At 41.3% G+C, this 25,232-nt stretch carries 17 protein-coding genes; 14 read left to right on the forward strand and 3 right to left on the reverse strand.

Features of this window, described 5'->3' with window-relative positions:
• Positions 1-88: 88 nt before the first annotated feature.
• Positions 89-691, forward strand: a complete 603-nt coding sequence (gene leuD / locus HCR01_RS27040; RefSeq protein ID WP_193199132.1) for a 3-isopropylmalate dehydratase small subunit — start codon at positions 89-91, stop codon at positions 689-691.
• A 631-nt stretch (positions 692-1,322) separates the two neighbouring features.
• Here leuD and HCR01_RS27045 read toward each other — a convergent pair.
• A complete protein-coding gene (locus HCR01_RS27045; protein WP_193199133.1) occupies positions 1,323-2,486 on the reverse strand; it encodes an FAD-dependent oxidoreductase in 1,164 nt (387 codons plus the stop codon).
• A 141-nt stretch (positions 2,487-2,627) separates the two neighbouring features.
• Here HCR01_RS27045 and HCR01_RS27050 point away from each other — a divergent pair, with 141 nt between their 5' ends.
• The 5 genes from HCR01_RS27050 to HCR01_RS27070 all read left to right on the forward strand — a co-directional run bounded on the left by HCR01_RS27050 (position 2,628) and on the right by HCR01_RS27070 (position 9,098).
• The gene (locus HCR01_RS27050) at positions 2,628-3,176 is read left to right on the forward strand and encodes a (2Fe-2S)-binding protein (RefSeq protein WP_193199134.1); all 549 of its coding nucleotides are present in this window, start codon (positions 2,628-2,630) and stop codon (positions 3,174-3,176) included.
• Complete coding sequence (locus tag HCR01_RS27055) at positions 3,163-4,149, forward strand: FAD binding domain-containing protein (protein WP_193199135.1); 987 nt, start codon at positions 3,163-3,165, stop codon at positions 4,147-4,149. The genes HCR01_RS27050 and HCR01_RS27055 overlap by 14 nt, the downstream gene beginning before the upstream one ends.
• Before the next feature lie 92 nt (positions 4,150-4,241).
• Complete coding sequence (locus tag HCR01_RS27060) at positions 4,242-5,645, forward strand: 1-acyl-sn-glycerol-3-phosphate acyltransferase (RefSeq protein ID WP_193199136.1); 1,404 nt, start codon at positions 4,242-4,244, stop codon at positions 5,643-5,645.
• Positions 5,646-6,103: 458 nt separating this feature from the next.
• Positions 6,104-8,197 (forward strand): di-heme oxidoredictase family protein, encoded by a 2,094-nt coding sequence (locus HCR01_RS27065; protein ID WP_226889655.1) that lies wholly within the window; start codon positions 6,104-6,106, stop codon positions 8,195-8,197.
• A gap of 346 nt (positions 8,198-8,543) precedes the next feature.
• The gene (locus HCR01_RS27070; RefSeq protein WP_193199137.1) at positions 8,544-9,098 is read left to right on the forward strand and encodes a PEP-CTERM sorting domain-containing protein; all 555 of its coding nucleotides are present in this window, start codon (positions 8,544-8,546) and stop codon (positions 9,096-9,098) included.
• Positions 9,099-9,103: 5 nt separating this feature from the next.
• On the opposite strand, the gene HCR01_RS27075 is transcribed toward HCR01_RS27070, so the two are convergent.
• Positions 9,104-9,976: a hypothetical protein gene (locus HCR01_RS27075; RefSeq protein WP_193199138.1), complete on the reverse strand. Its 873-nt coding sequence runs from the start codon at positions 9,974-9,976 to the stop codon at positions 9,104-9,106.
• Positions 9,977-10,276: 300 nt separating this feature from the next.
• Between HCR01_RS27075 and HCR01_RS27080 the strand changes: the two genes are divergently transcribed.
• Together HCR01_RS27080 and HCR01_RS27085 are read left to right on the forward strand one after the other, a co-directional pair.
• A complete protein-coding gene (locus HCR01_RS27080; RefSeq protein ID WP_226889656.1) occupies positions 10,277-10,873 on the forward strand; it encodes a hypothetical protein in 597 nt (198 codons plus the stop codon).
• A 322-nt stretch (positions 10,874-11,195) separates the two neighbouring features.
• Positions 11,196-14,045: a CHAT domain-containing protein gene (locus HCR01_RS27085; RefSeq protein ID WP_193199140.1), complete on the forward strand. Its 2,850-nt coding sequence runs from the start codon at positions 11,196-11,198 to the stop codon at positions 14,043-14,045.
• A 250-nt stretch (positions 14,046-14,295) separates the two neighbouring features.
• On the opposite strand, the gene HCR01_RS27090 is transcribed toward HCR01_RS27085, so the two are convergent.
• Complete coding sequence (locus HCR01_RS27090) at positions 14,296-16,569, reverse strand: xanthine dehydrogenase family protein molybdopterin-binding subunit (RefSeq protein WP_226889657.1); 2,274 nt, start codon at positions 16,567-16,569, stop codon at positions 14,296-14,298.
• A gap of 1,273 nt (positions 16,570-17,842) precedes the next feature.
• Between HCR01_RS27090 and HCR01_RS27095 the strand changes: the two genes are divergently transcribed.
• The 6 genes from HCR01_RS27095 (at position 17,843) to rpmA (ending at position 25,123) form a co-directional block, all read left to right on the forward strand.
• Positions 17,843-19,297 (forward strand): aminotransferase class V-fold PLP-dependent enzyme, encoded by a 1,455-nt coding sequence (locus tag HCR01_RS27095; RefSeq protein ID WP_193199141.1) that lies wholly within the window; start codon positions 17,843-17,845, stop codon positions 19,295-19,297.
• Positions 19,298-19,487: 190 nt separating this feature from the next.
• Positions 19,488-20,792: a sulfite oxidase gene (locus HCR01_RS27100; protein ID WP_193199142.1), complete on the forward strand. Its 1,305-nt coding sequence runs from the start codon at positions 19,488-19,490 to the stop codon at positions 20,790-20,792.
• 127 nt (positions 20,793-20,919) lie between these two features.
• Entirely contained in the window at positions 20,920-21,702 is a 783-nt protein-coding gene (locus HCR01_RS27105; protein ID WP_193199143.1) for a sulfite exporter TauE/SafE family protein, read from the forward strand.
• 482 nt (positions 21,703-22,184) lie between these two features.
• Entirely contained in the window at positions 22,185-24,200 is a 2,016-nt protein-coding gene (locus HCR01_RS27110; protein ID WP_193199144.1) for an AAA-like domain-containing protein, read from the forward strand.
• A gap of 198 nt (positions 24,201-24,398) precedes the next feature.
• Complete coding sequence (gene rplU / locus HCR01_RS27115) at positions 24,399-24,806, forward strand: 50S ribosomal protein L21 (protein ID WP_193199145.1); 408 nt, start codon at positions 24,399-24,401, stop codon at positions 24,804-24,806.
• Between the two features lie 29 nt (positions 24,807-24,835).
• Positions 24,836-25,123, forward strand: coding sequence for a 50S ribosomal protein L27 (gene rpmA / locus HCR01_RS27120; protein WP_193199146.1), 288 nt, complete (start codon positions 24,836-24,838; stop codon positions 25,121-25,123).
• Positions 25,124-25,232 lie beyond the last annotated feature (109 nt).

The raw sequence follows: 25,232 nt of genomic DNA on the forward strand, positions 1-25,232 counted from the left end.
CATTGGTCAGTAGTCAGTAGTCATTTGTAAAAACTGCTGATACAGCGCGAAGTCTTCCAACTAGCAATCATGAAGTTGATAGGTAAATATGGTGAGTGAAGTTAAAACAGTTTCCGGGTGCGGTGTCCCCTTAGTGGGTAATGATATAGACACCGATCGCATCATTCCGGCTCGTTATTTAAAAGCTATCACCTTTGATGGTTTAGGCGAAGGCGCGTTTATCGATGACCGCAAAGCATTAAATGGTGAACATCCATTTGATCAACCACAGTACCAAGGGGCGAACATTTTAATAGTTAATCGCAACTTTGGCTGTGGTTCATCACGGGAACACGCACCCCAAGCGATCGCTAAATGGGGAATTCAAGCTTTAATAGGTGAAAGCTTTGCGGAAATCTTTTTCGGTAACTGCGTTGCAATGGGGATACCCTGCGTGACAGCCGATGCAACTACTGTTAAACAACTGCAAGAACTAGTAGCAGCTAATCCTCAAGCAGCCGTCACTATAAATCTAGAAACCTTGCAAGTGCAAATTGGTGATTACACTGCTCCAGTTGCGATCGGTGAAGGTACTAGAAGCACATTCATTTCTGGGACTTGGGACGCTTGCGGTCAATTGGTGGCTAACGCCAACCAAGTTCGGGCAACTGCTGGCAAATTACCCTATGTAGCTTGGGGCAGTGCCAGTTAGCTCTTGTTCCCTGGCTCTACCGGGGAATTTTAATTCAATAGAATTGAACGGGCATTTCGGCTAGCACGTAGAATTAATTATCAACCTGGAGTTAAAGTAGTTGTCGCACACATAGAAGCAATTCTTGATCGCTACAACGGAAAAGATTCAATGTGGCTATCAGCAAAGCTTATGGAGCTGAACTTCACTGATTACTTCCCTCGATTTCTGGACAGAATTAAGGTTCTTGGCAACTTTTGGTGATGATGGAAAGTTACGCGCTTTCAAAAAATCTAGATAGGTACGCAAGACTTAAAAATTGCTGCGATCCCTCTGGTTAACTAGGCAATTCTCGTTACGCGTAATTACAAAGATTTTAGGAAAGTTCCTAATTTATCTCTTCAGGATTGGACTATAGACGAGTATTCTTGAAGTTTGATTCCCTTAAATTATTTTGGCATTATCTGAAACGTTTGTTATGTCATCATACCGATTCAATTAATGATTGCAACAAATCCTTTGTTAGAGACGTTGCAATGCAACGTCTCTACATGGTGTATCTGTCACATTCTTTTTTTAATTGGTATCACTCACTTCTATCTACCCAATTTTGGAAAACAGTAGCTTTCCAAAACCCGATCGCACACTCAAGTTAACTAGCTACAGATGGCTCGTAATTATAAAGCCAATTCTGAAAATCATCACTATTTATCTGCGTTTGTCTAGCAGATGTTTCGTTGTCATCGTAGTAGCGCATCTCACCCAAAGCACTACGAGCTTGTATCACTCGTGTGCGCTCGATGCGACGTTTTTCGTAGCTAGTAAAAGCTTCTTTAAAATTAGATGACTGGGAAAAACACACTTGCAGTTCGTATGCATCTTCAAAAGTGCTATTAGCTCCCTGTCCAATAGATGGAGCCATTGGATGTGCTGCATCGCCTAAAAGAACTACTCTACCTTGGCTCCAGTGTTTTAACGGTGGGCGATCGCAAATCGGCCCTTCCCAAATTTGCTCGGCTGGTGTCATTTCTACAACCGCCCGAAATGATTCATCCCAACCAACTAATTCATTGAGAATGCGAGATTTGACCTCATCAGCACTTTGGGAAAGCGAATAATTTGGTATGAATTTACGACTAATCCAACTAGTATATCCTTCACCCACGTTAAGAATATACATAAACTGTTTATTGCCTTTAATAAAAACTAAATCATAGGAATTAAATAGTTCGTGATGATACTTTAAAACAGAACGCCAACACATACTTCCCAGATAATTAGGCTTGCCATCCCCAATTAAAGCTTCTCTGACTGTGGAGTTGACGCCATCAGATCCAATCAGTAAATCTGCATATACTGTTTCTCCACCATCAAAGTAAATTTCTACACCGTTTTCATCTTGTTGAAAACCGATACAGCGATGATTGAGGTGAATGATGTCGGATGGTAATCTGGATGCGAGAGTTTGCTGCAAACGCCACCACCAAACAGTTAATAATGGCTGTCCGTATTTTTCTAAATATTTGCTTGAGTTAGTCCTAACGGTTTCTCCAGTAAATTTTTTTAAAACCGATTGGTGAACTGGACAACCCGAAATTGTGAGCGTTTCGACGATTCCTGGCGCGATCGCATCTAGGCTATTTAAGCCGTTGGGAGCCAATCCTAAACCAGTACCAGCAGGGCGAAGTTCTTGTGCTTTTTCGTACACCTGAACGTTGTAACCAAGGTTTCGTAGGGCGATCGCAGTAGCCAAACCGCCTAGTCCGGCACCGATAATGGCAATTTTATCTACTATGGGTTTTTTGTCCTTTGTCATTTGTGCTTTGTAAATATGAATAACTGATGATAAATGACAAAATGCTTACCCTTACTTCTATATTTGCTAGATTAACTAATAATTCTAGAAAAAGTCACAGACGAAAGATAGATAATAAATATAATTATTAGCAGTCTAAATATGGAAGATAAATCATTAACTCCAATAACTTCAAACTCTCTTCCTCAAGAATTGCAAACATTGGGTCCAGAGGTAGTAGATTTATCACTGAATATCAACGATATTGATTACTCACTAAGATTAGAACCTCGTGTTACTTTACTCGATGCACTCCGTGAATATCTCGGTCTAATGGGTAGTAAAAAAGCTTGTGATCGCGGTGAATGCGGAGCTTGTACTGTGCTAATTGATGGTCGGCGAATTAACTCTTGTATGACTTTAGCAGTGATGCACATCGGTGCATCAATTACTACCATTGAGGGATTAGCCAAAGATGGCGAACTCCACCCCATGCAAGCAGCTTTTATTACCCATGATGCTTTTCAATGTGGTTACTGTACATCAGGTCAAATTGTCTCAGCCGTGGGAATGATATTAGAAGAATTACCAAAAACTGAGACAGAAATTAAAGAAAAGATGAGTGGAAACCTTTGTCGTTGTGGAGCATACCCAAATATTGTTGCTGCAATTCAAGACGTGCTAGAGGAGATGAAAGATGCAGCCATTTAGTTATACTAAACCTACCTCACAAGAAGTGGCGATCGCTTCAATTGATCAAGACAAAACTGCTACATTTATCGCTGGTGGCACAGATTTACTGGGATTGATGAAAGATGGTGTACAAACAGCAAATAAATTAGTTGATATTAACAGTTTACCTTTAAGAAATATTGAATTTCAAGCTCATAAAATCCGCATAGGTGCAGTCTGCAAGCTGAGTGATGTGGCATTTCATCCCAAAATTCAGGAGTGCTATCCAGTTATTAGTCAAGCATTGCTACAAAGTGCTTCTCCCCAACTGCGAAATATGGCAACAGTGGGCGGTAATTTACTGCAAAGAGTACGCTGTGGCTACTTTCGAGATCCGGTTTTTGCCTGTAATAAACGCACTCCAGGTATAGGTTGTTCAGCAGTTTCAGGATATAACCGGATGCACGCTATTTTTGGGGCTAGTGAGTCTTGTATCGCCGTTCATCCTTCAGATTTAGCTGTAGCCCTAACGGCATTAGATGCTGTAATTTGTACTCAAGGATTGCAAGCAGAACGTCGAATTTCAATTCATGATTTTTATCTTTTACCAGGTGAAACACCAGAAAAGGAAACTTTATTACAGCCTGGAGAATTGATTACTGCTATTGAAGTCCCGCTTGCGTATAAATCCCATTATTTAAAAGTCAGAGATCGCGCAGCTTATGAATTTGCTCTAGTTTCTGTTGCTGTTGCTTTAGATATAGAACAAGACACGATTAAATCAGCACGAATCGCTTTTGGAGGAGTAGCACCCAAACCTTGGCGTGCGTGGGAAGCTGAGGAGTTTCTCAAAGGAAAACCTGTTAATGAAGCTACATTTACAGCCGCAGCGACAATATCCGTCAAAGAAGCCAAACCGCAAACACATAATGAATTCAAAATTGAGTTAGTCAAACGCGCTTTGATACGTGCATTTTCGGTTGTGGGAGGAAAGGAACAAATGAGGCGATAAAAGCAAGCGATGGCGTACCCGCCCGCTGTAGGCGATCGCATAACAAAGACCCTATATTGTACAATCGCAAGAGACACAATCTGGAGAGCGACTTGCCTAGATCGATTCACTCTACTCAACCACCACTGAGATTTATTCCCCTACGTTTTAACCCATTTATACTCAAGATTACTCAGTGCTTATTACCGCTCTTGCTACGGTTTCGGACTAGACCCTGGCTACCTGCTGGTATAGTCAATATTGAAGCCAGAAACGTTAAGGTATTAGCCGAACTTTATCAACAATTCCAAGCTGGCAAAATTCGCTTTTTGATAGCATTTCGTCATCCAGAGGTAGAAGATCCCCTTTGTATGCTATATCTGCTTTCCCGGATTGTGCCAAAGGTTGCTCGTCAGCAAAATATTGAGCTAAAAAACCGGGTTCACAGCTATTTTCTTTATGATCGAGGTATGACAATATGGGCCGGGGACTGGCTAGGTAGATTGTTCTCTCGAATCGGGGGTGTGCCAGTTCGTCGTGGTAGGCGATTAGATAGAAAAGCTATCCAAACATCACGGGAGTTGTTTGCTAGTGGCAAATTTCCCATTTCAGTTGCACCCGAAGGCGGTACAAATGGTCTGAGTGGTGTTGTTAGTCCTTTGGAACCTGGTGTTGCCCAAATGGGTTTCTGGTGCGTAGAAGACTTGCAAAAAGCCAACCGTTCTGAGACTGTTGTAATTGTACCGATCGCCATCCAGTATCGCTACGTTGAACCACCTTGGTCAAAGCTGGATTGGCTATTGAGTAAATTGGAATTTGATAGCGGCTTGCCAATGAAGGAAATTGACCAGGGCGAGCAACAAGAAATATACTATCAACGCATCTGTCGCTTAGCTGAATACCTGATTGCAGAGATGGAAGAGTTTTATCGGCGCTTCTATCATCAAGATATCCCCAAAATCATCTCAACTGAAGAATCTGCTAGTCCTAATCAAGTATTGATTGACCGACTGCACTACTTAATGAATATAGCTTTGCAAGTTGCCGAGCAATATTTTGGACTCCAGTCACAGGGGACTTTTATTGACCGCTGTCGCCGTTTGGAAGAAGCTGGCTGGAGTTATATTTACCGAGAAGATTTGCCAGACATCAACGCTTTACCACTCTTCAAACGTGGTCTAGCAGATTGGATTGCCGAAGAAGCAGACTTGCGGATGCGACACATGCGGTTAGTAGAAAGTTTTGTCGCAGTTTCCACTTATATGCAAGAACAACTAACTGCTGACAGGTGTGCAGAAATAGCGTTACTCATGTTCGATATGCTCTCTCGAATTAAGGATACAACACTTCCAGGGCGACCGCGGTTAGGTTGGAAAGAAGCGCAAATTACCGTGGGTGAGCCAATTTCAGTTAGCGATCGCTGGGCGAGTTCTCAAGGCGATCGCCATGCAGTTAGACAGGCTTTGAGCGATTTGACAAGAGATTTGCAGATTGCCTTACAGAAAATGATTGATTAGTTAGGTGTTGCATATTTTCGGGATGATTTATCGGGCTACGCCCCGCTACGCTAACACGCAGAGGCGCAGAGACGCAAAGGAAAGCATTAAATGAAAAAGTTAAAATCATTTATACTCAAATTCACCAATGCCCTTATTCTCTGTGCCTCTGTCTTGAAAAGTTATGTTCGCCGGAAGCCGGCGCTCATACTTTTCGCTGCGTCTCTGCGTGTTAGCACTCGCGGAGCGTCTCGTAGAGAAGCGGGGCGTAGCCCGGTAAATTCATATTTTCGTTCAGCAATGTCAACAGGAATGTACAGCAAGAAGCCTGAAGATGATAGTACTTCCTGTTAAGTATATGTGTTTATCTTTTGTAAACTTTTATATTATTAACGAATATGAAAAAACTTTTTAGTTTGCATATATCTATATAGACATGTGCTATATCTACCTACAGATTTTAAAATGCATTTAACAATATGAAACGCCAAAAAAACCCTAATACTGGTGTATTTAGGGTCATATATGCTTTAAAAACTAAGGTTGTCTTATTAATCTGTGTTTTTGTCATTAGTTTGTTTGGTATTCTGTTATCAAATTGCTTGATAACCAGCGAGATAGCCATAGCTAAGAATGGCCTACTGCAATCGGCTCCAACTCAACCTTTAGGCTATTACGACTATTTTGGGAAATTGCTAAATCCTCAACAAGCAGCAAGAATAGTTGCTAAGCAAGGACTTGATCCTAATGACCCAATTTCCTATCAACGAGTAGGAGCAGTTCAAATCACTGAAGAGTTAATTGCCAAAGGTAAAGATATATTTTTCAATCGCAAAATTGGCGATATATTTGGTCTGCAAGGAGTATTTGGTTTTGGAACTGGCGTTGCAACGATTTTGCCAGAACTACAAACAGCAATAGTTAAGTTGCAAGGTCAGCCGACAACAAACTTACAAATTACTCTTGAGAAAGATATAACGTTAGGTAGTCGAACTGTTCCTCAAGGAACTGTCATTAATACAGGCTTAAAAATGGAAAAGGGAGGAACTTTTCCCATTGGACTGGGAATCACACCTAACATTGATATTAGCTGTGCTGCTTGCCACGTATCCATTTCAAGTCAGGGGGAACCTCTAATCGGAGTACCTAATGGCGAAATTGCTACACCCTTGTTAGTTGCTTTAGCACCAAATTCTGCTGCGGCATTTTCGCGGTTAAATTTTAATCCTCTAAACCCAGAATATCGAGGTAATGGAAAAATCATTCTAGACAGTAAAGGTAATGAAGTAGAATTACCTGATCCTGAAAAGTTTGAAAAAGCTTTTGACGATGCAGTATTAGATGTGCCTTTCGGGAATTTTGAAAGTTCTTCAGATAGTATCAACAATACTACTCAAATTCCTAGCGCTTTCACATTTAAGAATCATCCTTATTTCTTTGATGGACAGTTTGCTGTCGGGCCGTTTGCGGGATTAAGCGCTAATAACAACGGCGTTCACTCTTCAGAAATCAATCTATTAGCAGCTGCTCAACTCAGTTCAGAAACTCTTAATATTGATCCAGAAGTTTATATTGGTACATTCCTTCAGAATGCTGCCGACCCACGTCTACGTTTACCAGAAGGAGTTACAGTCAAACCTTCAGAGTGGTTGCGTAAAATTGCACCAGATGCTACAAAAACAGAATTAGAAGACCAAGTTGCTGCCCCAGGAGCCGGGAATTCTCCCAATCTGCGCCCTAGCTTATTTACATACAACGGTTTGGTTTTTAGTCCAAATACTGGAAACCTTAATGATATCGCTAGTGGCTCTTTTTTATTTGCTAATAACGCCATGTCTGCTTTCCAAAATAGCTTAGTACCTCCTGCTAACAAAACTTCGGAAAACTGGCAAGCATTGAATAGCAATTCTGTTAGACGTGGAGCAAAAGTTTTTGAGAAAGCTAATTGTGCAACTTGCCATATTCCACCTTTCTTTACTGATAATAAAATTCATTCAATTGATGAAATTCGTACTAACCCAGCCCGTGCAGAGTCTCGGCTAGGGCTGAGTAACCTATTAGTGCCACCCAAACTGTACACTTTCAATACTCCCGTTCCCATACCTGCTAACGCTGAGGTGTTAGACGTGCCAACGCAGGGTATTTCTGACAGTCCCACGACGTTACCCAAAGGTATATTGCCAAAAGGTGGTTACAAAACTACTTCCTTACGTGGTCTTTATTTAAGCGCACCATATTTGCACGATGGTGGGGTAGCAGTGCGAGCCGGAAGTCTGCAAGTTAACCCAAATGGCAGTTTCACTGTTGTTGACAAGAGTGGATTAGGGCTAACTGGCACTCTTAGCCAAAGTATACCTGCTAATGCTGCTAGTAGCTTGCGTGCCTTGGTTGATCGTGAACTTCGTGCTTTAGTTGTGAAAGCCAACAAAGCTAACCCTAGTTTAGTACGTAGTAATCTTGATGGTACTGGACATGAATTTTACGTAGATAGGCAAGCTGGGTTTAATTCAAACCAGCAAACAGACTTGATTAATTTCCTACTAGCGCTTGATGATGACCCTGGTAATTTCTAATTAAAGGTGCGTTTGATTTCCTTCATTGGTATCAACTTCAGGCGAAAACCTTTAAATATCGAATACAAGATGTTCGGCGTTGCTGAGTAGAAATATGAATTTGTATCACGCAGAGGCGCAGCGAAAAGTTCTGTAGGCGGGTTTCCCAACCTAGGAAACTTTTCAAGACAGAGCCGCAGAGAGTAAGAGTTGAGAAGAGTTGATTTTTAAACTTCATATTCAAATTCAGCAACGCCAGATGTTCTTGTAGGGCGGGTTACAGTGTTTCGCTTAACTCACCCTACGCAAATCAAGACTAGCGATCGCAACACTTAATTTGTTAACTTTATTTTTGGAGAATTATCTGATGCAATTAACCAATAAGCTTCGTATTGCTACTGTTAGTATTGTTATCAGCTTCACTGGTGTTAGTACATCTGTAGCACAAGCTGCACAGTTCTTTGATTTTCAGTACTCTTTTCCCAGTTATGAAGCAAATAGTACAGCAATTTTCACTAGCGGCATCCTCACCACCACAGATTTAGATCCTATAAACAACAACTACACAATCACAGGAATCAGTGGGACAAGAACGGTAGAAGGAATTACAGAGAAAATTATTGAACTGCTCTCGCCTGGCGAATATGGAACCAATGATAATCTATTGAATGCAAGTATGCCGCTGTTAACCAAGAACGGTTTTTCTTACCGAGTTGCTGGAAGCGGCGAAGACGGAAATGGGAACGTTAACGTATTCTATAGTAATTTCAGTGAAGGTTATTCAGAGTTTTCCAGTAATGTGGATTATGGCAACTTTAGTGTTACTCCACGTCCTATACCCGAACCTTATACAATAGGTGGCTCATTGGTTGCTTTTGGTTTTGGCTGGTGGGCGAAACGAAAAAGAGCAGTAGCTTCGTAATTCGTTCAAGGAGAAGTGGTTTTAGAAACTTCTGGGCTACGAATGATGATATGTCCCTTCTCACTTTCTTGAATAGCTAACACCGATGGTAGCTCATTAGATTTTGCATTTGGGGGCAATGCTCGAAACAAATAAATCCAGCCGCCACGTTCTAAGAGTAAGCGCCAGACTCTCGGCGGCTTTAGATTGCTATCACTATCTTCCCTACCTCGCAAGTCCTCGAATAAACCTCTGTCTCCAATAATGCGATAACCTTTCAAGGAAGGGTCAGCAAATATATCATCAAGTTTGCGCCCTACAGCAAACTTTTCTTCAGGTGTAATTAGCGCTACAACGGGTAAAGTGGAGTTTTGACCAGCATCCCGCCTAGCATCTGCAATGCCTTGCCAACGAGCTAACCAAAATATCACAATTAACACCCAGGATACTATTACTATCTCATTGACTAGCGATCGCAAAAAATCCACTGAACGCAATTGCCCAGAACCAAATTCAGCTAGAGATTTTAGCTGTTTAGCTATCCATGAACGTCTGCGTTGAGTAGCAAAGATGATGCGGCTAACTAGTGATTGGCTTGCAGAGACGACTGTATCACTGATGATCTTAATTAACCATAATGTAGCTTGAATGGCGATCGCAGCGACAAAAAAAGCGATCGCAGTTTTGCAGATTGTCCAACCATCTCCGAGAAATATTTGCAGGGGAACTATTAAAAAAGACTGTGCAGGTAAGTCGAGAGTATTGAGTTCTAGCTGAAAAAAGTAAAAATATGACCAACGATAAATCCAGCCTGCAAAGAAAAGCGCCGCACCCAGTAAGCCAAGTACACTCGTGAATTTACCTAAAATATTAGTTTCCTGGTTAGGTGCTTGGGTCATACGAGAATTGTAGAAGAAACTTATTGAGATAGTATAAAACTAACCCTTCAATGTGTAATAGACATCCGAAAATTAATTATGCGTTGCCCAAAATCCTTGTAGAGACGTAGCACTGCTACGTCTCTACATCTTTGTCGGAGATGTCTAATGTATTTTTCTTTGTGTCTTAGTGGCTTGGTGGTTTAGAAATCAAATTTTTAACCACAAAGACACATTATTTAGATGATTTTACGGAAATTTGATATCTGCTTTGGAAGTTTAATGAGAAAGTGGAATATAGTCAAATATACTGTTAAAGCCATGAAAGCTTTTTTCCAGGGATGGGTTGTGGCAATCTTAGTAATGGCAGCAGCGCTAGCTGGAAACATCCAAGCTGTAATTAGCAAAGATGTCAAGACGGAAAATTTCTTGTTAGCACAGACACCAGTCAAAGCAGATGAATTAGACCTTGCAGTGTCCTTGCCAAAGTTAGCGCAGGTCATCTTTAAAGGGGGTGAGTCAAGCAGTGGTCAGATAATAGGAATTGATGCACAAGGCCAAGCACTATCAATTCAGCGTAGTGGTAAAACTGCTACGATTCCCTTGAGCCAAATTGCAAGAGTAGTTTTCAAGAATGAGAGGTTTGTTTACAGCAGCAATGAACTTCAAGTTATGCGGAACCCACGAATAGACCGTCCCCAAGGTAAGCCAGTAACTTGGAGTGGTATTCCACTAAATACTTTTACCATAAAAAATCCTATCCAAGGTCAAGCAGTAGTAAAGCTCAAACCACCTGTGGTTTCTACAGCACAGTTGCGAGGTATTCGGTCAGTGGCTAGAAATCGGCAATATGTGATAGATGAAATCCAATTCAATTCGCAACAAAGAACGATCACTATTTTGGCAAAACCTTATTGAGCGTGAATTATTTTATCTCTAGGGGCGTAGATGTACACCCCTAACCTTTTTGACGTTCCTAACGACAGACACGATGTTAATCACAAACATCGCAACATTAATAAGAAACATTACGATGTCAATAACAAACACCGCGATATCAATAAGAAACATTGCGATGTTAATGACAAACATTGCGATATTAATAAGAAACATTGCGATGTCAATAACAAACACCGCGACATTAATAAGAAACATTGCGATATTAATAACAAACATCACGATGTTGGTAATGACAGCTTTTGCTAACACCAATTGAAAACAGCTACCTCTGCGCTACTTTATGAAAAAAATTCTCCCCAGTTTTTTGGCTTTGGGTATTTATCTAACGCCTTTAACAGTAATACTGATGGCTCAACCCACCTGGGGACAAACTCAAAACTCGCAAGTCCAAGAAGCAGAAAGACTGCTTGAGCAAGGGGTACAACTGACACAGCAACAAAAACACCAACAAGCAATACAAATATTTCAGCAAGCTTTAACCATTTCACGAGAACTCAAAGACCAAAAACGTGAAGCGATCGCACTGGTTGGGCTTGGATTTAACTATAACGCATTAGGAGAAAAGCAAAAAGCACTCGATTACTTCAACCAATCTCTGCCCCTATATCGTGCTGTGGGCGATCGCTCTGGTGAAGCTCTTACTCTCAATAACATCGGTGGAGTCTACGACACTTTAGGAGAAAAGCAAAAAGCACTCGATATTTACAATCAAGCTTTGCCCCTGAGACGTGCTGTGGGCGATCGCTTTGGTGAAGCCACTACACTCAATAACATAGGTCGAGTCTACGACGATTTAGGAGAAAAGCAAAAAGCACTCGATATTTACAATCAAGCTTTGCCCCTGAGACGTGCTGTGGGCGATCGCTCTGGTGAAGCCAACACACTCAATAATATCGGTAAACTCTACAACGATTTAGGAGAAAACCAAAAAGCACTATCATTTTACAACCAAGCTCTGCCTCTATGGCGTGCTGTGGGCGATCGCACTCGTGAAGCTAATACACTCAATAGCATCGGTTTTGTCTACCATGCTTTAGGAGAAAAGCAGAAAGCACTCGATTTTTACAATCAAGCTCTGCCTCTATGGCGTGCTGTGGGCGATCGCTCTGGTGAAGTCACTACACTCAATAACATCGGTGGAGTCTACAGCGCTTTAGGACAAAAGCAGAAAGCACTTGATTTTTACAATCAAGCTCTGCCTCTATGGCGTGCTGTGGGTGATCGCACTAGTGAAGCTACTACACTCAATAACATTGGTGGAGTCTACAACGCTTTAGGAGAAAAACAGAAAGCACTCGATTTTTACAATCAAGCTCTGCCCCTGAAACGCGCTGGGGGCAATCGCTCTGGTGAAGCCACTACACTCAATAACATTGGTTTTGTCTACGACGCTTTAGGACAAAAGCAGAAAGCACTCAATTTTTACAATCAAGCTCTGTCTATCTTTCGATCTGTGGGCAACCGCTCTAGTGAAGCGACTACACTCAATAATATTGGTGTATTTTACGACGATTTAGGAGAAAAGCAGAAAGCACTTGATTTTCACAATCAAGCTTTGCCCCTGAGACGCGCTGTGAGCGATCGCGCTGGTGAAGCTGACACTTTGGGTAATATTGGTGTACTCTTCCAAAGTACAAATCGACCAACCCAAGCTATTGCTAATTTGCAGCAATCTCTCCAAATTAGCTTAGAAATGCGCCGGGGTTTGCAACGAGAAAATCGCCAAAACTTTTTGCAGGAAAACGGTGCATATGCTACTGCTTTAGTCGATATCCTCATTAACCAAAAGAAATACAATCAAGCCTTTGAATGGGTTAACCTATTCACCACAGCAGACCTTGCTGATTATACTCGCCTGATTAATGCCAAGGTTGCCAACCCAGAAGCACAGAAAGCTCTTGATAACTGGAGTATAAAAAATCAACAATTGGAATCCCTGCGACAACAACTGCAAAGCGATCGCTCCGAAAGCCTACCCCAACAAATTCGGCAATTAGAAGCACAAGTTTACTCAGATGCAGAAAAGATATCCCGCCGTTTTCCTGAAGTGGCAGAACTATTTGAAACTACACCAGCAGATATTAAAAACCTGACATCTTCCATACCTACAGGAACGGTTGTAGTTCAACCCGTCTTGCTAACTAATGTGAGAAATATGCCTAATAACGTCGCATTTTTCATCTTCACAAAAGGCGAGTTGAGCGTTATTAAAAAATCTATTGATCCCACTAAATTTAATAAACTTCTCACTCAATACCTAGAACAGGTACAAGATGATGGTAATGCTAGCTACGCTGAAACTGGCGGCGAACTTTATGATATACTCATTCGTCCTATCGAAGACAAAATTAAGGCTTTATCCCCCAAACAACTGAGTATTATTGCTACTGGTAAACTGCGTCATTTACCTTTTGAAACTCTTTACGACAGTAAAACTAACCAATTTCTGATCCAAAAATATCCTGTTAACTATCTCACTCGTATTTCTAATAATTCCCTGAAATCTCCAGGTGTGCAAAATGCCGTACCCCGCAAACCACAAGCTGTTTTAGCATTTGGTAATCCTGTACCCCGTGACCCGCAAAATCTCCCAAGTGCAGAGATAGAAGTCAGAAAGATTAAGGAAATATTCCCAGACAGCGAAGTTTATATCCACAATGAAGCTACCCTAGAAAAGTTTAGATCCCAAGCTTTGCGCTTTTCCTTTTTGCACTTAGCAACTCACGGCTGTTTCAAAATTGAAGACTGCAAAAAAGTGGATTTACTAAATAATAAATTACTATTTGCTGATAAACCCTTAGACATTGCCGATGCTGCTCTTTTAGGACTACAAGGTACACAACTACTAATACTTAGTGCTTGTGAAACTGCTGTAGAAACTGATTTTAACGGTGAAGGAATTGCAGGTGTTGCTTATATATTTGAGCGTGCTGGTGCTAAAGCTGTAATGGCGAGTTTGTGGAAGGTTGAAGATAAAGTAACTCAGGAATTGATGGTTGATTTTTATCAGAATCTCAAGCAGGGTATGAGTAAAGGGGAAGCTTTGCAAAAAGCTAAGTTGAAGCTAATTAAAGATGATCGCCATCCTTTTTATTGGTCGCCGTTTGTTTTAATTGGTGATGCACGTTAATTGAACGTGAGTACACGCGAGGTGTAGGGGCACGGCATTGCTCATTGGTGTCAACTTAACGTGAAAGCCTAGTCTGATAAGCATTTCAAAGTTTTTCGATGTACCACCTAGATTTGAGATCCCCCCTAACCCCCTTAAAAAGGGGGGAATTAGAATCGAATGCCCCCTTTTGAAGGGGGTTGGGGGATCTGAAACTACGGGAAATTGAGTGTTTGAGCTGAAGTTGACATCAATGGGCATTGCCGTGCCCCTACGGGTATAACAACTTGTCTGGTGTAATTGGTAGGTCACGAATGCGTTTACCTGTGGCATGATAAACGGCGTTAGATATGGCAGCGGCTACGCCAACAATTGGAAGTTCTCCAAGGCTTTTTGTTCCTAGAGTATTCACATAAGGATCGTGTTCTTCAACAAATTGCACTTCCATATTTGGTATATCTGCATGAACAGGAATCAGGTAATCTGAAAGGTTAGCATTAACTATTCTGCCCTGATTGGTATCCATTACTGTTTTTTCCATCAGCGCCATGCCGATTCCCCAAGTAATCCCACCAATAACCTGACTTCGCGCTGTCTTGAAGTTGAGAATTCGCCCTGCACTATAAACGCCTACGCAACGTCTGACTTTGATTTCGCCTAATAATTCATCAACAGCAACTTCAACAAAGATTGCTCCAAAAGAGTGTTTGGCGTACTGTTTGCTCTCTGGGTTGGGTGCGGTTTCTTCTTTGGCTTCTATGCTTTCTAAACCGTGACGGCGCAGAATATCGGTGTAACTATCTCGCTTGCTGGGGTCTTGTTTTAAGAATATTTGCCCTAACTCTACTGTAATATTTTCTAATTGAGATTCATATAGAGGAGAATTGGGATCTGCGATCGCCATTTGAATCATCTTATCCCGTGCTGCACTGGCTGCTTTATGCACCGCCGGGGAAACACTAGCAACGGTGATTGAATTGCCTGCTATAGGAGCTTTGGGGTGATTGCTATCACCTAGTTCAAACTGCACCGACTGACTGGGTAAGCCTAATGCTTCAGCAGCGACTTGAGTCATCACTGTATAAGTACCCGTGCCAATGTCTTGCGTACCACTTTGGACTCGCACCTCTCCAGTGGCAAAAATTTCTACCTTGACTGATGCGGGCCCGGCGTTGCTAGGAAATGTAGCACTCGCCATTCCCCAACCAATCAGGAAATGCCTCCTTTGGGGTTCGTCAGTCACCTGCGGAGGGAAACCCTCCTTCAGTGCTGGCTCATCATCGCGCATGGAGCGAGGAACTGGGTTGCGTTGTGACCAGCCAAAAATTTCTGCTCCTTGTTGGTAACATTGTTTCAAAGATTTACTTGACCAAGGAAGTTGTGTATGCGGATCGATATCTGCATGATTTCTCAGTCTTAGTTCAATTGGGTCAATATTTAAAAGATACGCCAGTTCATCCATTGCTGATTCTAGAGCAAACATTCCTGGTGCTTCTCCCGGCGCTCGCATAAAGGTTGGTGTGCCGGCGTTGATGCGAGCTAGGCGGTATTTAACTTCCAAGTTGGAACAGGCGTACATCATTGTTGTTGCTGCACCCACAGGTTCTACAAAGTCATCAAAGGGGGAAGTTAAGGATGTGCCAATGTGCGTAATAACGGTTAACTTACCGTTTCTGGTTGCACCTAGGGTTAAGTGTTGTTGAGTTTGGGATCTGTACCCGCAAGAGGTGTACATTTGCGATCGCGTCACTACTACTTTCACAGGTCGTTTAACCTTGCGAGCTGCGATCGCAGCTAGGATAGTATGAGACTTCAGCAGCGCTTTGCAACCAAATCCTCCTCCTAAATATTTGGAAATAACTCGGACGTTTTCTGGAGGAATATTGAGGACAGCACAGATTCCCCGTTGTGTTGAAGAAATACCTTGAGTGGTTTCATACAGCGTTAAATTATCCTCCTCCCACATCGCTACAGTTGCAGAAGGTTCTAGGGGATTATGATGTTCCATTGGCGTAGTATATATCTGCTCCATGAGAATATCTGCATGGGCTTTGCCAGATTCAACATCGCCTCTGGTAATTTTACCGGGCATGATGCCAAAAAATATTGATTCTGGCTCAAATATCTCTGCTTGTGCCATTGTGACTGTAGGCGGTGCTTCTTCGTAGATAATTTTTACCAGAGAGGCGGCGGTTTGGGCTTGTTCTAAAGTTTGAGCAACTACAATCCCCAGGTGTTGACCATCGTAGTAGATGTTATCGTCTTTTTCGGTTGGCTGAGGTTGTTGGGGCGAAAAGAAGGGTATTTTTACCAGAGATGGGGTTTGTTCGTAAGTAATAATATCTACCACACCAGGGGCTATTACTGCTGCTGATGTGTCAATTTGGATAACTTTGCCTTTAGCGATCGCACTTTGAAAAATCACTCCATAAACCAGATTATCTATTTGCACGTCAGCTGTGTAAGCTGCTTCTCCTGTAACTTTGAGCTTACCATCAACGCGATCCAGTGGCTTACCAACAATTTGGTGTTGCATATTTGTCATTTGTCAAAAATCAAGAGTCAAGGGTCAAGAGTTAGGAGGCAGAGGGGCAAAGGTGCGGAGGGACAGAGGGGAAAGACTTACTGCAACCTCTCCCCTGCTCCCACTGTCCTGCTCACCCGAATGGGTGAGAGACAATTCAGCCAATCAGGTGAACTAAGTGGATGAAGTTAAGGTTTATGAAACAGGGCACTCTCTTACTAAAGAGCATTGATTGCACTTATTCTAAATTTAATGATAAATCTATGAAACTTGCACTTTTATTTGATTCTGCATTGATTATTACTTCCGTTGCCCTCATGCCTGGAATCTCTTATCCTCAATCAGCTACAAACAATAACTACGTGGGTGTTGCGGACACAATTAGCGATCACAAAATAAATATTGTTAATAATAATGACACGCTTAGCAGTAATTTCACTAGTGTTACTTATTTTAAATCCTTTAATTTACAGAGCAGGTCGTTATCTAGAGATTTTTCTAACTAAGCACAGATTTACACATAACAGTTTGTAATTAAATTTAATACAAACTGACAGTATTAGCTTATAAATTTTATTTTGCATCAAAATGGAAAAATTCTATTGACTAACTATTAAGCTCATAATTGCAACTACCTTAGGGTGTAAATTAAAAATGTATTCTTCAAAACATTTGTATACTAGTGTTCTTTATTACCTTAGATAGATATTTATATAGTCATCTATCATTTGACATATTATTTCAGAGTACTGAGTTATCGTAGCTATCTGCGAGTAAACAACTAAGAACTTTTACTATAGCTAACAGGTCAGGGAATCTTGACATTTGCGTAATGATACTGGGCTAAGTAGTTAATAAAAAGTAATGTTAACTAAGTGAATTTATGACTTTTTCTCAAAGACTGATCAAACTTCTGGCAAGCTTTTTTTAGCAAATATATTCATGGCAAGCATTTTCAGGTTTATTTAATGAGCAACTTTTACTATATTTTATTATCAACTTCCGAAGCTTTTCTGATGACGAGAGAAAATTACCTGAAGATACAGTAGACTAATGGTAAATATTATTACTTTGTATATTTTTAAGTTTTAAGTATTTTATAGTTGAGTATAATTACGGCTACATTTTTTTATTATTTATTAAAGAATATTTGCAATAACCGAGTTTTCTATTAGTGACTAAGTACTGTTAAACACCACATTCTCTACCAAGTAATGTGATTACTGTATTAGATAAAGCATTGTGACGGCTAGGCTTGGCAAAAAATTAAACACTTAACATAGAGGTGCTAAAAATGACTGAATTGCTTGCATTGGGTGCGAAACAAAAGCAAGAATCAACCCAATCACCGCTGTTTGCAGAAAATCTTGACAGCTTTTGGGACAAAGAAATTAAACCTTTATTTACAGATGAGTCTCTATGTTTCAAGGTGAAAACTCGTAACGGAAAATATATCAAGTACGTCAACTTAGATAATGGAGCTACAACCACTCCTTTTGCAACACTGAAGCAGCACGTAGATGAGATGCTGGATACTTATGGTAGCGTGCATCGAGGCTCTGGGCAAAAGTCTATTATTACTACGCGAGAATATGATGCAAGCCGAGATGTGATTCGGGAATTTGTCGGGTCATCATCACAAAACTATGTAATCTTTGCCAAGAATACGACAGAAGCAATTAATGGAGCTGCAACACTCTGGGCGAAAAAACCTGGCAAAATTTTAGTTTCTGATATTGAGCATTCATCAAACTTACTACCTTGGGTAACTAGAGACGAAGTTGTTCAGTATAGAACCCAACCGGACGGAAGTGTGAATGTTGCTGAAATTGAGGATATTTTCAAGGCACACGAAAATCTCCCCGAAGCAGAACAAATAAAGTTACTGACCATTACAGGTGCTTCAACAATTACAGGTTACAGACCACCTATTTATGAAATTGCTGCTTTAGCACATCGGTATGGTGCTAAAATGTTTGCTGATGTGTGTCAGTTAATCCAGCATGAACGGGTAGATATGCGTGCAGATGATGACCCATGTCATTTGGATTTTGTAGCTTTTTCTGGACACAAAATGTATGCTCCTTATGGAACAGGGGTTTTGCTGGGGCCGAAGGAGTTTTTTGATAGCTCCTATCCTTATCAAATCGGCGGTGGAAATCTGCCTTATATTACCAGAAACCTAGAGATAAAGCGTTTTTACACAGAACGAGCACATGATCCTGGAACACCAAACGCAATGGGTGCGATCGCTATTGCTAAAGCAATTCAAATTATAGAGGAACTTGGACGCGATCGCATTGCGGAATACGAACACTCTCTAGTTGAATTCACATTTACACGGCTGAAGCTAATTCCTGGTGTGAGAGTACATATCTCAGGAGAGAATATAGCCCACGTCATACCCTTTGACATTGATGGGTTTGACGGACGTTTAGTAGCAGAGATTCTAGCACAGGAATACGGTATCGGGGTTCGGGCTGGGGCTTTCTGCACTTATGAATATATTCGCAAACTCAAGAATATTTCGGACGAGCAAGACTGCGAGATTGCGAAAGAAGTAGAGAGCGGAATTACGCGTAATATTCCTAGCATTATCCGGGCCAGCTTTGCTGTGTATAATACATTGGAAGATTGCGATCGCTTTATTGACGCGATTTCGGAAATAGCCCGCAATCGATTGGATCACTATTTACCCAACTACAAGCAAGATGAGGTAACTGGTGTTTGGGGTGTGATAGACAAGTAGTTTCTCCAAAATCGATATTTGTAGAGAATACCAGGTAGCAGAGGCAGAATCTAAACTCCTTTGCTACTTCCTTGTTCTTTATGTCTTAATTACTGTCTTTGCAACGGGGTGTAGCCCATTACAAATTACGAATTATGTAGCTTGCTTCTCGCGCCTTGGCGAGTATTACGAATTATAAGGAGGTAATAGCTTGAGCGATGAAAACCTCTTTGACCAGGAGGATTACTTACAAGCACGGGTTGATGAATGCATTTGGCAAAAAAGCTCAGATGCAGGTATTTCGCGTCAGCGCTTTCTGCAAATACTAGCCACGATGGTTGGAGCAACAGCTATTGGAGGCTTAGCTAAACCTGCACCTGCTCACAGTCAGACAAGCAAATCAAATCTGTCAACCTCTGCTGCTGTCAAACCCAAAGGCAGTAGAATAATTAAGCCATTGCCACCAGGATACATCTCTCATAGCAAAGGCACATTAGAGATGAACTGGGAAGCAATGTATGAGCGTGGTTATCTAGTACCAAACAATTGGTTTTACGTTCATAGTCGCAATACGCCTCCTCCTTTTGACCCATCTACTTGGCGCTTGCACATTCAAGGAACTGGCGTTTCCACGCCCTGCCAATTCTCTTACGATGAAATCATCACTATGCCATCCATCTCAGTCACTTGTGCTATTGAGTGTGCTGCTAATGGTCGGCGCTTCTTTGAAGAAGCTTACAACAAGCCACTTTCTGGAACAAAGTGGCGACTCGGCGCTATTGGTGTGGCTGAGTGGACTGGTGTACCACTTAGCATATTATTTGAGCGAGCTGGACTGAAATCCACTGCAAGAGACGTACTAGTTGAAGGCGGAGATTTGGATTCGCTGGATTCAAAACAATTCAAGTTCAGTAGTGTGGTTCCAATTTCAAAGGCATTAGCAGATAACTCGCTCCTAGTCTATGCAATGAATGGGGAACCACTACCTCCAGACCACGGTCAGCCATGTCGTGCTTTATTTCCTGGTTGGGGAGGAAACGCTAACGTTAAATGGATTGAGCGAATTGAGGTTTCTGAAACACCAATATACACCCAATGGGTGCTAGAGCAGATGGTACTGGTTGGTGCAGATTACCCAGCTATCTCTCCATATAAAGGTAAAGTGATTACGTACCAAAATGTTAAGAGCGCCTTTGAGTTAGCTTGGCCAGCTACGCTTACTGCTAAACCTTATCTAATGCGCGGACGTTCTTGGTCTGGAAAAGGGAAGATTGTGCGTGTGGAAGTCAGCTTAAATGGTGGTAAAACCTGGCAATTTGCACGCTTGAGAGAACCAAATTTTCCATTTGCGTGGGTTCGCTGGGATATTGAATGGAACCCAATTCCTGGAGAGTATTCTCTCCAAGCTCGTGCTACTGATAATTTGGGTAACACACAGCCAACAACAGTTCCGTGGAATGATTCTGGGTTGCTCTACGGAGGCGTTGTTAGTCATCCGGTAACAGTACACGGTTAGCAAGCTTAAATATTTTGTTCGTAGTCAGCGATTCATCGCTCTATATGAAAGTTTTAAAGAGCTATAGCCGCTGATTATGAGCTAAAAAACTTAATTACATTAATTAGTTCTTTGATACAACCTATTTATGAATGATTTCAGTTGGTTGATTTTGGTAGCTGGGGGTCTAATATCTGGAGTCATCGCTGGACTTTTAGGAATCGGCGGCGGTATTATCACAATTCCTCTTCTAGTCACTCTAGGTTATACACCAGTTCAAGCGATCGCTACTAGTAGCCTTGCTATTGTGATTACTTCAATTTCTGGAAGTATACAAAATTGGTGGATGGGCTACTTTGATTTTAAACGAGTTATTTACTTAGGAATTCCAGCCTTTTTCACTACTGGCATAGGAGTTTATTTTGCCAATAAAATCCCATCATATATAATACTCTTTTCATTTGGCATCATACTACTCGCTAATATTTATTTGATAGATCTTCGCAAGCAACTGGCTTCCAAAGAAGGAGAGCATACAGCACTAGCATTTAACCCATTACTTACCAAACTTGGTACTGGGGGAGCGGCAGGAATTTTAGCAGGCTTGTTTGGCTTAGGTGGCGGTACGATTATGGTACCACTGCAAATATTACTCTTAGGAGAAGAAATTAAAGTAGCAATCCAGACTAGTTTAGGTGTTATTGTGATCACTGCCTTAGCTGCCTGTACAGGACATACTTTAGAGGGAAATATTCTGTTTATTCAAGGTATAATTTTGGGATGCGGCGGTCTTATAGGTGTGCAGATGAGTACTCGGACACTGCCAAAAATACCAGATACAGTTGTTAGCCTTGCACTGCGTATTTTCTTAGGAATTCTATCAATTTATATTTTTTGGGAAGCCTGGATAAATTATCAACTCATACCTTAAAAATCCCTTTCAGCTCCCCGACTTCTTGGAGAAGCCGGGGATCTTGTGTTGTATATAGACTAGCAAAATATATATAATTTTATTTTTATTAACAAATCTTTAATTCAGTTAAATATACAGCAGATACCATAATGGAGTGGAATGTAATCTAGAAAACAGTTAACTGAATGAATGTAAGCTTTGTAGCGATCGCCATAACCATCTATAAGAAAAAAACTAAGTAGATTGTGTTTATTTACATTCTAAAATATATTTAGAACAAAGTATATCCAATTACATAAAATTCCATAAGCATAGGAGAAGCATGTAAAACAACTTTATTAACAAGTGATGTCAAATGTTTCACCATCCAAAAAATGATTAAAGCTTGTTTGTAGCTGCTTCAAGAAAGATTAGCTGCTACCTCCAAAAGGAAAGCTGCATTGAGCTACAAAGAACAATGGTTTGGGGAAACGTTAAATAGAAGGAGAGCCGATGACTAAATGACTATAGATGAAGTAGTACAGCTACTAAAAGCCAGTCAAGCAACCGGTTTAACGACGCTCCAAGAAATGATTTTGCGTGCTTCGTGGGAAGGAAAAACTTACACCAGTATAGCGCTGGAAGCACACTACAGAGAGGAGCGTGTTAGGAAAGTTGCTTCTAATTTATGGCAATTGCTGAGTAATTTTTGGAAGGAATCGATCAATAAATCTAACTTTCGTCAAATTCTAGAAAATCGCAGTCTTAATCAAAGATATCAGCAGTTAATTAAAGAATTCAACCGAGCAGCCACAGCCATATCCTTAGAATTTCCTAGTGGGCCAGTATCCCTTGATTCTAGATTTTACATTCCTCGCCCACCAATTGAAGAACTTGTCTATGCACAAATAGCTGAACGAGGGAGTGTCGTCTGCCTTAAAGCTAGCAAGAAGATGGGGAAAAGCTCATTGATATTACGGTTGCTCGCACACGCTAGTAATCGGGGTTTTCGCACCGTCTGCTTGGACTTTCAGCAAGCAGATAAAGCGGTATTTGCTAATTTGGATAAATTTTTGCGGTGGTTGTGTGCCAATATTAGTCGGGAATTACAGCTAGAACCAAAACTCAATGATTATTGGGATGAGGAAATGGGTAGCAAAGTTAGTTGCTCCATCTATTTCCAAAAGTATTTATTGCCTTCTTTGGAAAGTCCGCTTGTCTTGGTATTAAATGAAGTAGATTTTGTATTTGAGTACCCAGAAATTGCTGGAGATTTTTTACCATTAGTGCGGTCTTGGTACGAACAAGCCAAACGGATGGAAATTTGGCAAAAACTGCGTCTTGTTTTGGTGTACTCAACAGAAATTATTGTTCCTCTCAAACTGACTCAATCCCCATTTAATATCGGTTTGCCAATTAAGCTGCTTCCATTTACAAAAGAACAGGTGCAGGATTTGGCCCAACGTCATGGATTAGATTGGAAAGATGGTAAAGATGCTGAAAGTTTGATGGCAATGGTTGGGGGACATCCTTATTTAATTCGACTCGCTTTGTATCATCTTATGGGTAAAGGAGGGTTAGAGAGAGATTTACAACAGCTATTACAGCAAGCACCCACAGAAGCAGGAATTTATAACGAGTATTTAAGGCGGTATTTATTAAAACTAAGAGAGGAGCCGGAATTAGCGGCTGCTTTTTATCAAGTAATTAATGCTACGGCTCATGTGAAAATAGAACCAGAACTAGCATATAAATTACAGAGTTTGGGGCTAATTAATTTAGAAGGCGATCGCCATACTCCTACATGTGAATTATATCGGTTGTATTTTCGAGAACAACTTACAACAACTGAAGATTTTAGTAATGTTCGCATTGAACAGTTGAAAAAAGAGAACCAACAATTACGTGCGCTCTCTAGCTTAGATGAACTAACGCAATTAGCCAATCGCCACTACTTTCATACATACTTGCAAATTGATTGGCAAAAATCTGCTCGCGAGTATACCACGCACATACTACGCGAGTACATCCCCATATCCCTGATTTTGTGCGATATCGACTATTTCAAGATTTATAACAAAATTTACGGTAATTCCGCAGGAGATGAGTGTCTGCAACAAATAGCTAATACTATCAAGAACTGCGTAAACCGCTCACTTAGTGGCAGTTTCTCGTATGCTAATAGTAATTACTCTGCTACTAATGCCATCGCAATTTCCCAGGTAACAGATTCCAACGACGAAAACACGGTGTTAGTGGCTCGCTACGGTGGTGAAGAATTTGCCATTCTCGCCCATGCAGATCTTGCAACTGCTATGTCTATTGCTGAATCCATTCGAGAACAAGTAAAAGCTTTGGCAATTAAGTGTGAGTATCCTGGCATGGGTGGTTTACCCGCTGCTGTTTTAACTGTCAGCGTAGGTGTGGCTAGCGTCATTCCCACAGGAGAAACCGAGCCTGTGACTCTAGTTAATGCAGCCGAAGAAGCGCTACATCAAGCCAAAAGACAAGGACGCGATCGCGTCGTTTCCTGCTAAATTTAGAGTCAGACAGACATTGATGCCAAATCTCAAAATCCACCTAAAGCTTGACTTAACACCTATTAATAAAATATAATATTAGATTGTCTGTCTAATTCCTGCTCGGATCAGGTAGACATACTACAAAAGCAGGCAAAAGCATCTCTATAAGAGAAAAAAGCCAGCTACCTGTACGGCAACCTCAAGGACAATTCCATGACCTACGCAATTATTGAAACTGGCGGTAAACAATTACGAGTAGAGCCAGGGCGGTTTTATGACATTGAACTGCTGACAACCGAACCAGACGAGAAAGTTACAATAGAATCGGTATTATTCGTGCAGCACGACGGCGAAGTCACCATTGGACAGCCGCTAGTAACAGGTGCAACTGTAGAAGGGACAGTACTACGACATTTCAGAGGTCGTAAAGTCCTGGTATACAAAATGAAGCCGAAAAAGAAAACCCGCAAAAAACGGGGGCACCGTCAAGAAATTACCAGACTCATGATTAACTCCATTACCCTTAATGGTACGGTGTTTGCTGCTGAAGCAGCAGCAATGGACGAAACGCCTGTCGTTGATAATGCTTCTGTTGAAGAAGTTGAAACCGCTGCTGAATAATAGAAAAAGTAGATATACAAGAGGGAATCATGGCTCATAAGAAAGGAACAGGTAGTACGCGCAACGGTCGCGATTCTAATGCTCAACGTCTGGGTGTCAAGCGCTACGGTGGTCAAACTGTGCGTGCGGGAAACATTCTCATACGTCAACGTGGCACTAAGTTTCACCCCGGTAACAACGTCGGGATTGGCAGCGATGACACATTGTTTGCTTTAATCGACGGCGTGGTAACGTTTGAGAGAAAGGGCAAAACCCGCAAAAAAGTTAGTGTTTATGCAGCTGAAGCTGCCGCAGTTGTTGAGGCAACCGTAAGTTAGAGTAGTAGGGTGGGCATTGCAATTGGTGTCAACTTAACGTGAAAGCCTAGTCTGATAAGCATTTCAAAGTTTTTCGATGTACCACCGAGACTTGAGATCCCCCCTAACC

Source organism: Nostoc sp. MG11, assembly GCF_014904695.1.
Taxonomy (GTDB): Bacteria; Cyanobacteriota; Cyanobacteriia; order Cyanobacteriales; family Nostocaceae; genus Komarekiella.

What these genes read in the sequence shown, in the direction of transcription:
- HCR01_RS27090 (WP_226889657.1), bottom strand. Translation starts at nt 16,569, where the DNA reads ATGACAAATATGCAACACCAAATTGTTGGTAAGCCACTGGATCGCGTT.
- HCR01_RS27075 (WP_193199138.1), bottom strand. Translation starts at nt 9,976, where the DNA reads ATGACCCAAGCACCTAACCAGGAAACTAATATTTTAGGTAAATTCACG.
- HCR01_RS27080 (WP_226889656.1), top strand. Translation starts at nt 10,277, where the DNA reads ATGAAAGCTTTTTTCCAGGGATGGGTTGTGGCAATCTTAGTAATGGCA.
- rpmA (WP_193199146.1), top strand. Translation starts at nt 24,836, where the DNA reads ATGGCTCATAAGAAAGGAACAGGTAGTACGCGCAACGGTCGCGATTCT.
- HCR01_RS27055 (WP_193199135.1), top strand. Translation starts at nt 3,163, where the DNA reads ATGCAGCCATTTAGTTATACTAAACCTACCTCACAAGAAGTGGCGATC.
- HCR01_RS27105 (WP_193199143.1), top strand. Translation starts at nt 20,920, where the DNA reads ATGAATGATTTCAGTTGGTTGATTTTGGTAGCTGGGGGTCTAATATCT.
- rplU (WP_193199145.1), top strand. Translation starts at nt 24,399, where the DNA reads ATGACCTACGCAATTATTGAAACTGGCGGTAAACAATTACGAGTAGAG.
- HCR01_RS27045 (WP_193199133.1), bottom strand. Translation starts at nt 2,486, where the DNA reads ATGACAAAGGACAAAAAACCCATAGTAGATAAAATTGCCATTATCGGT.
- HCR01_RS27065 (WP_226889655.1), top strand. Translation starts at nt 6,104, where the DNA reads ATGAAACGCCAAAAAAACCCTAATACTGGTGTATTTAGGGTCATATAT.
- HCR01_RS27070 (WP_193199137.1), top strand. Translation starts at nt 8,544, where the DNA reads ATGCAATTAACCAATAAGCTTCGTATTGCTACTGTTAGTATTGTTATC.
- HCR01_RS27110 (WP_193199144.1), top strand. Translation starts at nt 22,185, where the DNA reads ATGACTATAGATGAAGTAGTACAGCTACTAAAAGCCAGTCAAGCAACC.
- HCR01_RS27095 (WP_193199141.1), top strand. Translation starts at nt 17,843, where the DNA reads ATGACTGAATTGCTTGCATTGGGTGCGAAACAAAAGCAAGAATCAACC.
- leuD (WP_193199132.1), top strand. Translation starts at nt 89, where the DNA reads ATGGTGAGTGAAGTTAAAACAGTTTCCGGGTGCGGTGTCCCCTTAGTG.
- HCR01_RS27085 (WP_193199140.1), top strand. Translation starts at nt 11,196, where the DNA reads ATGAAAAAAATTCTCCCCAGTTTTTTGGCTTTGGGTATTTATCTAACG.
- HCR01_RS27050 (WP_193199134.1), top strand. Translation starts at nt 2,628, where the DNA reads ATGGAAGATAAATCATTAACTCCAATAACTTCAAACTCTCTTCCTCAA.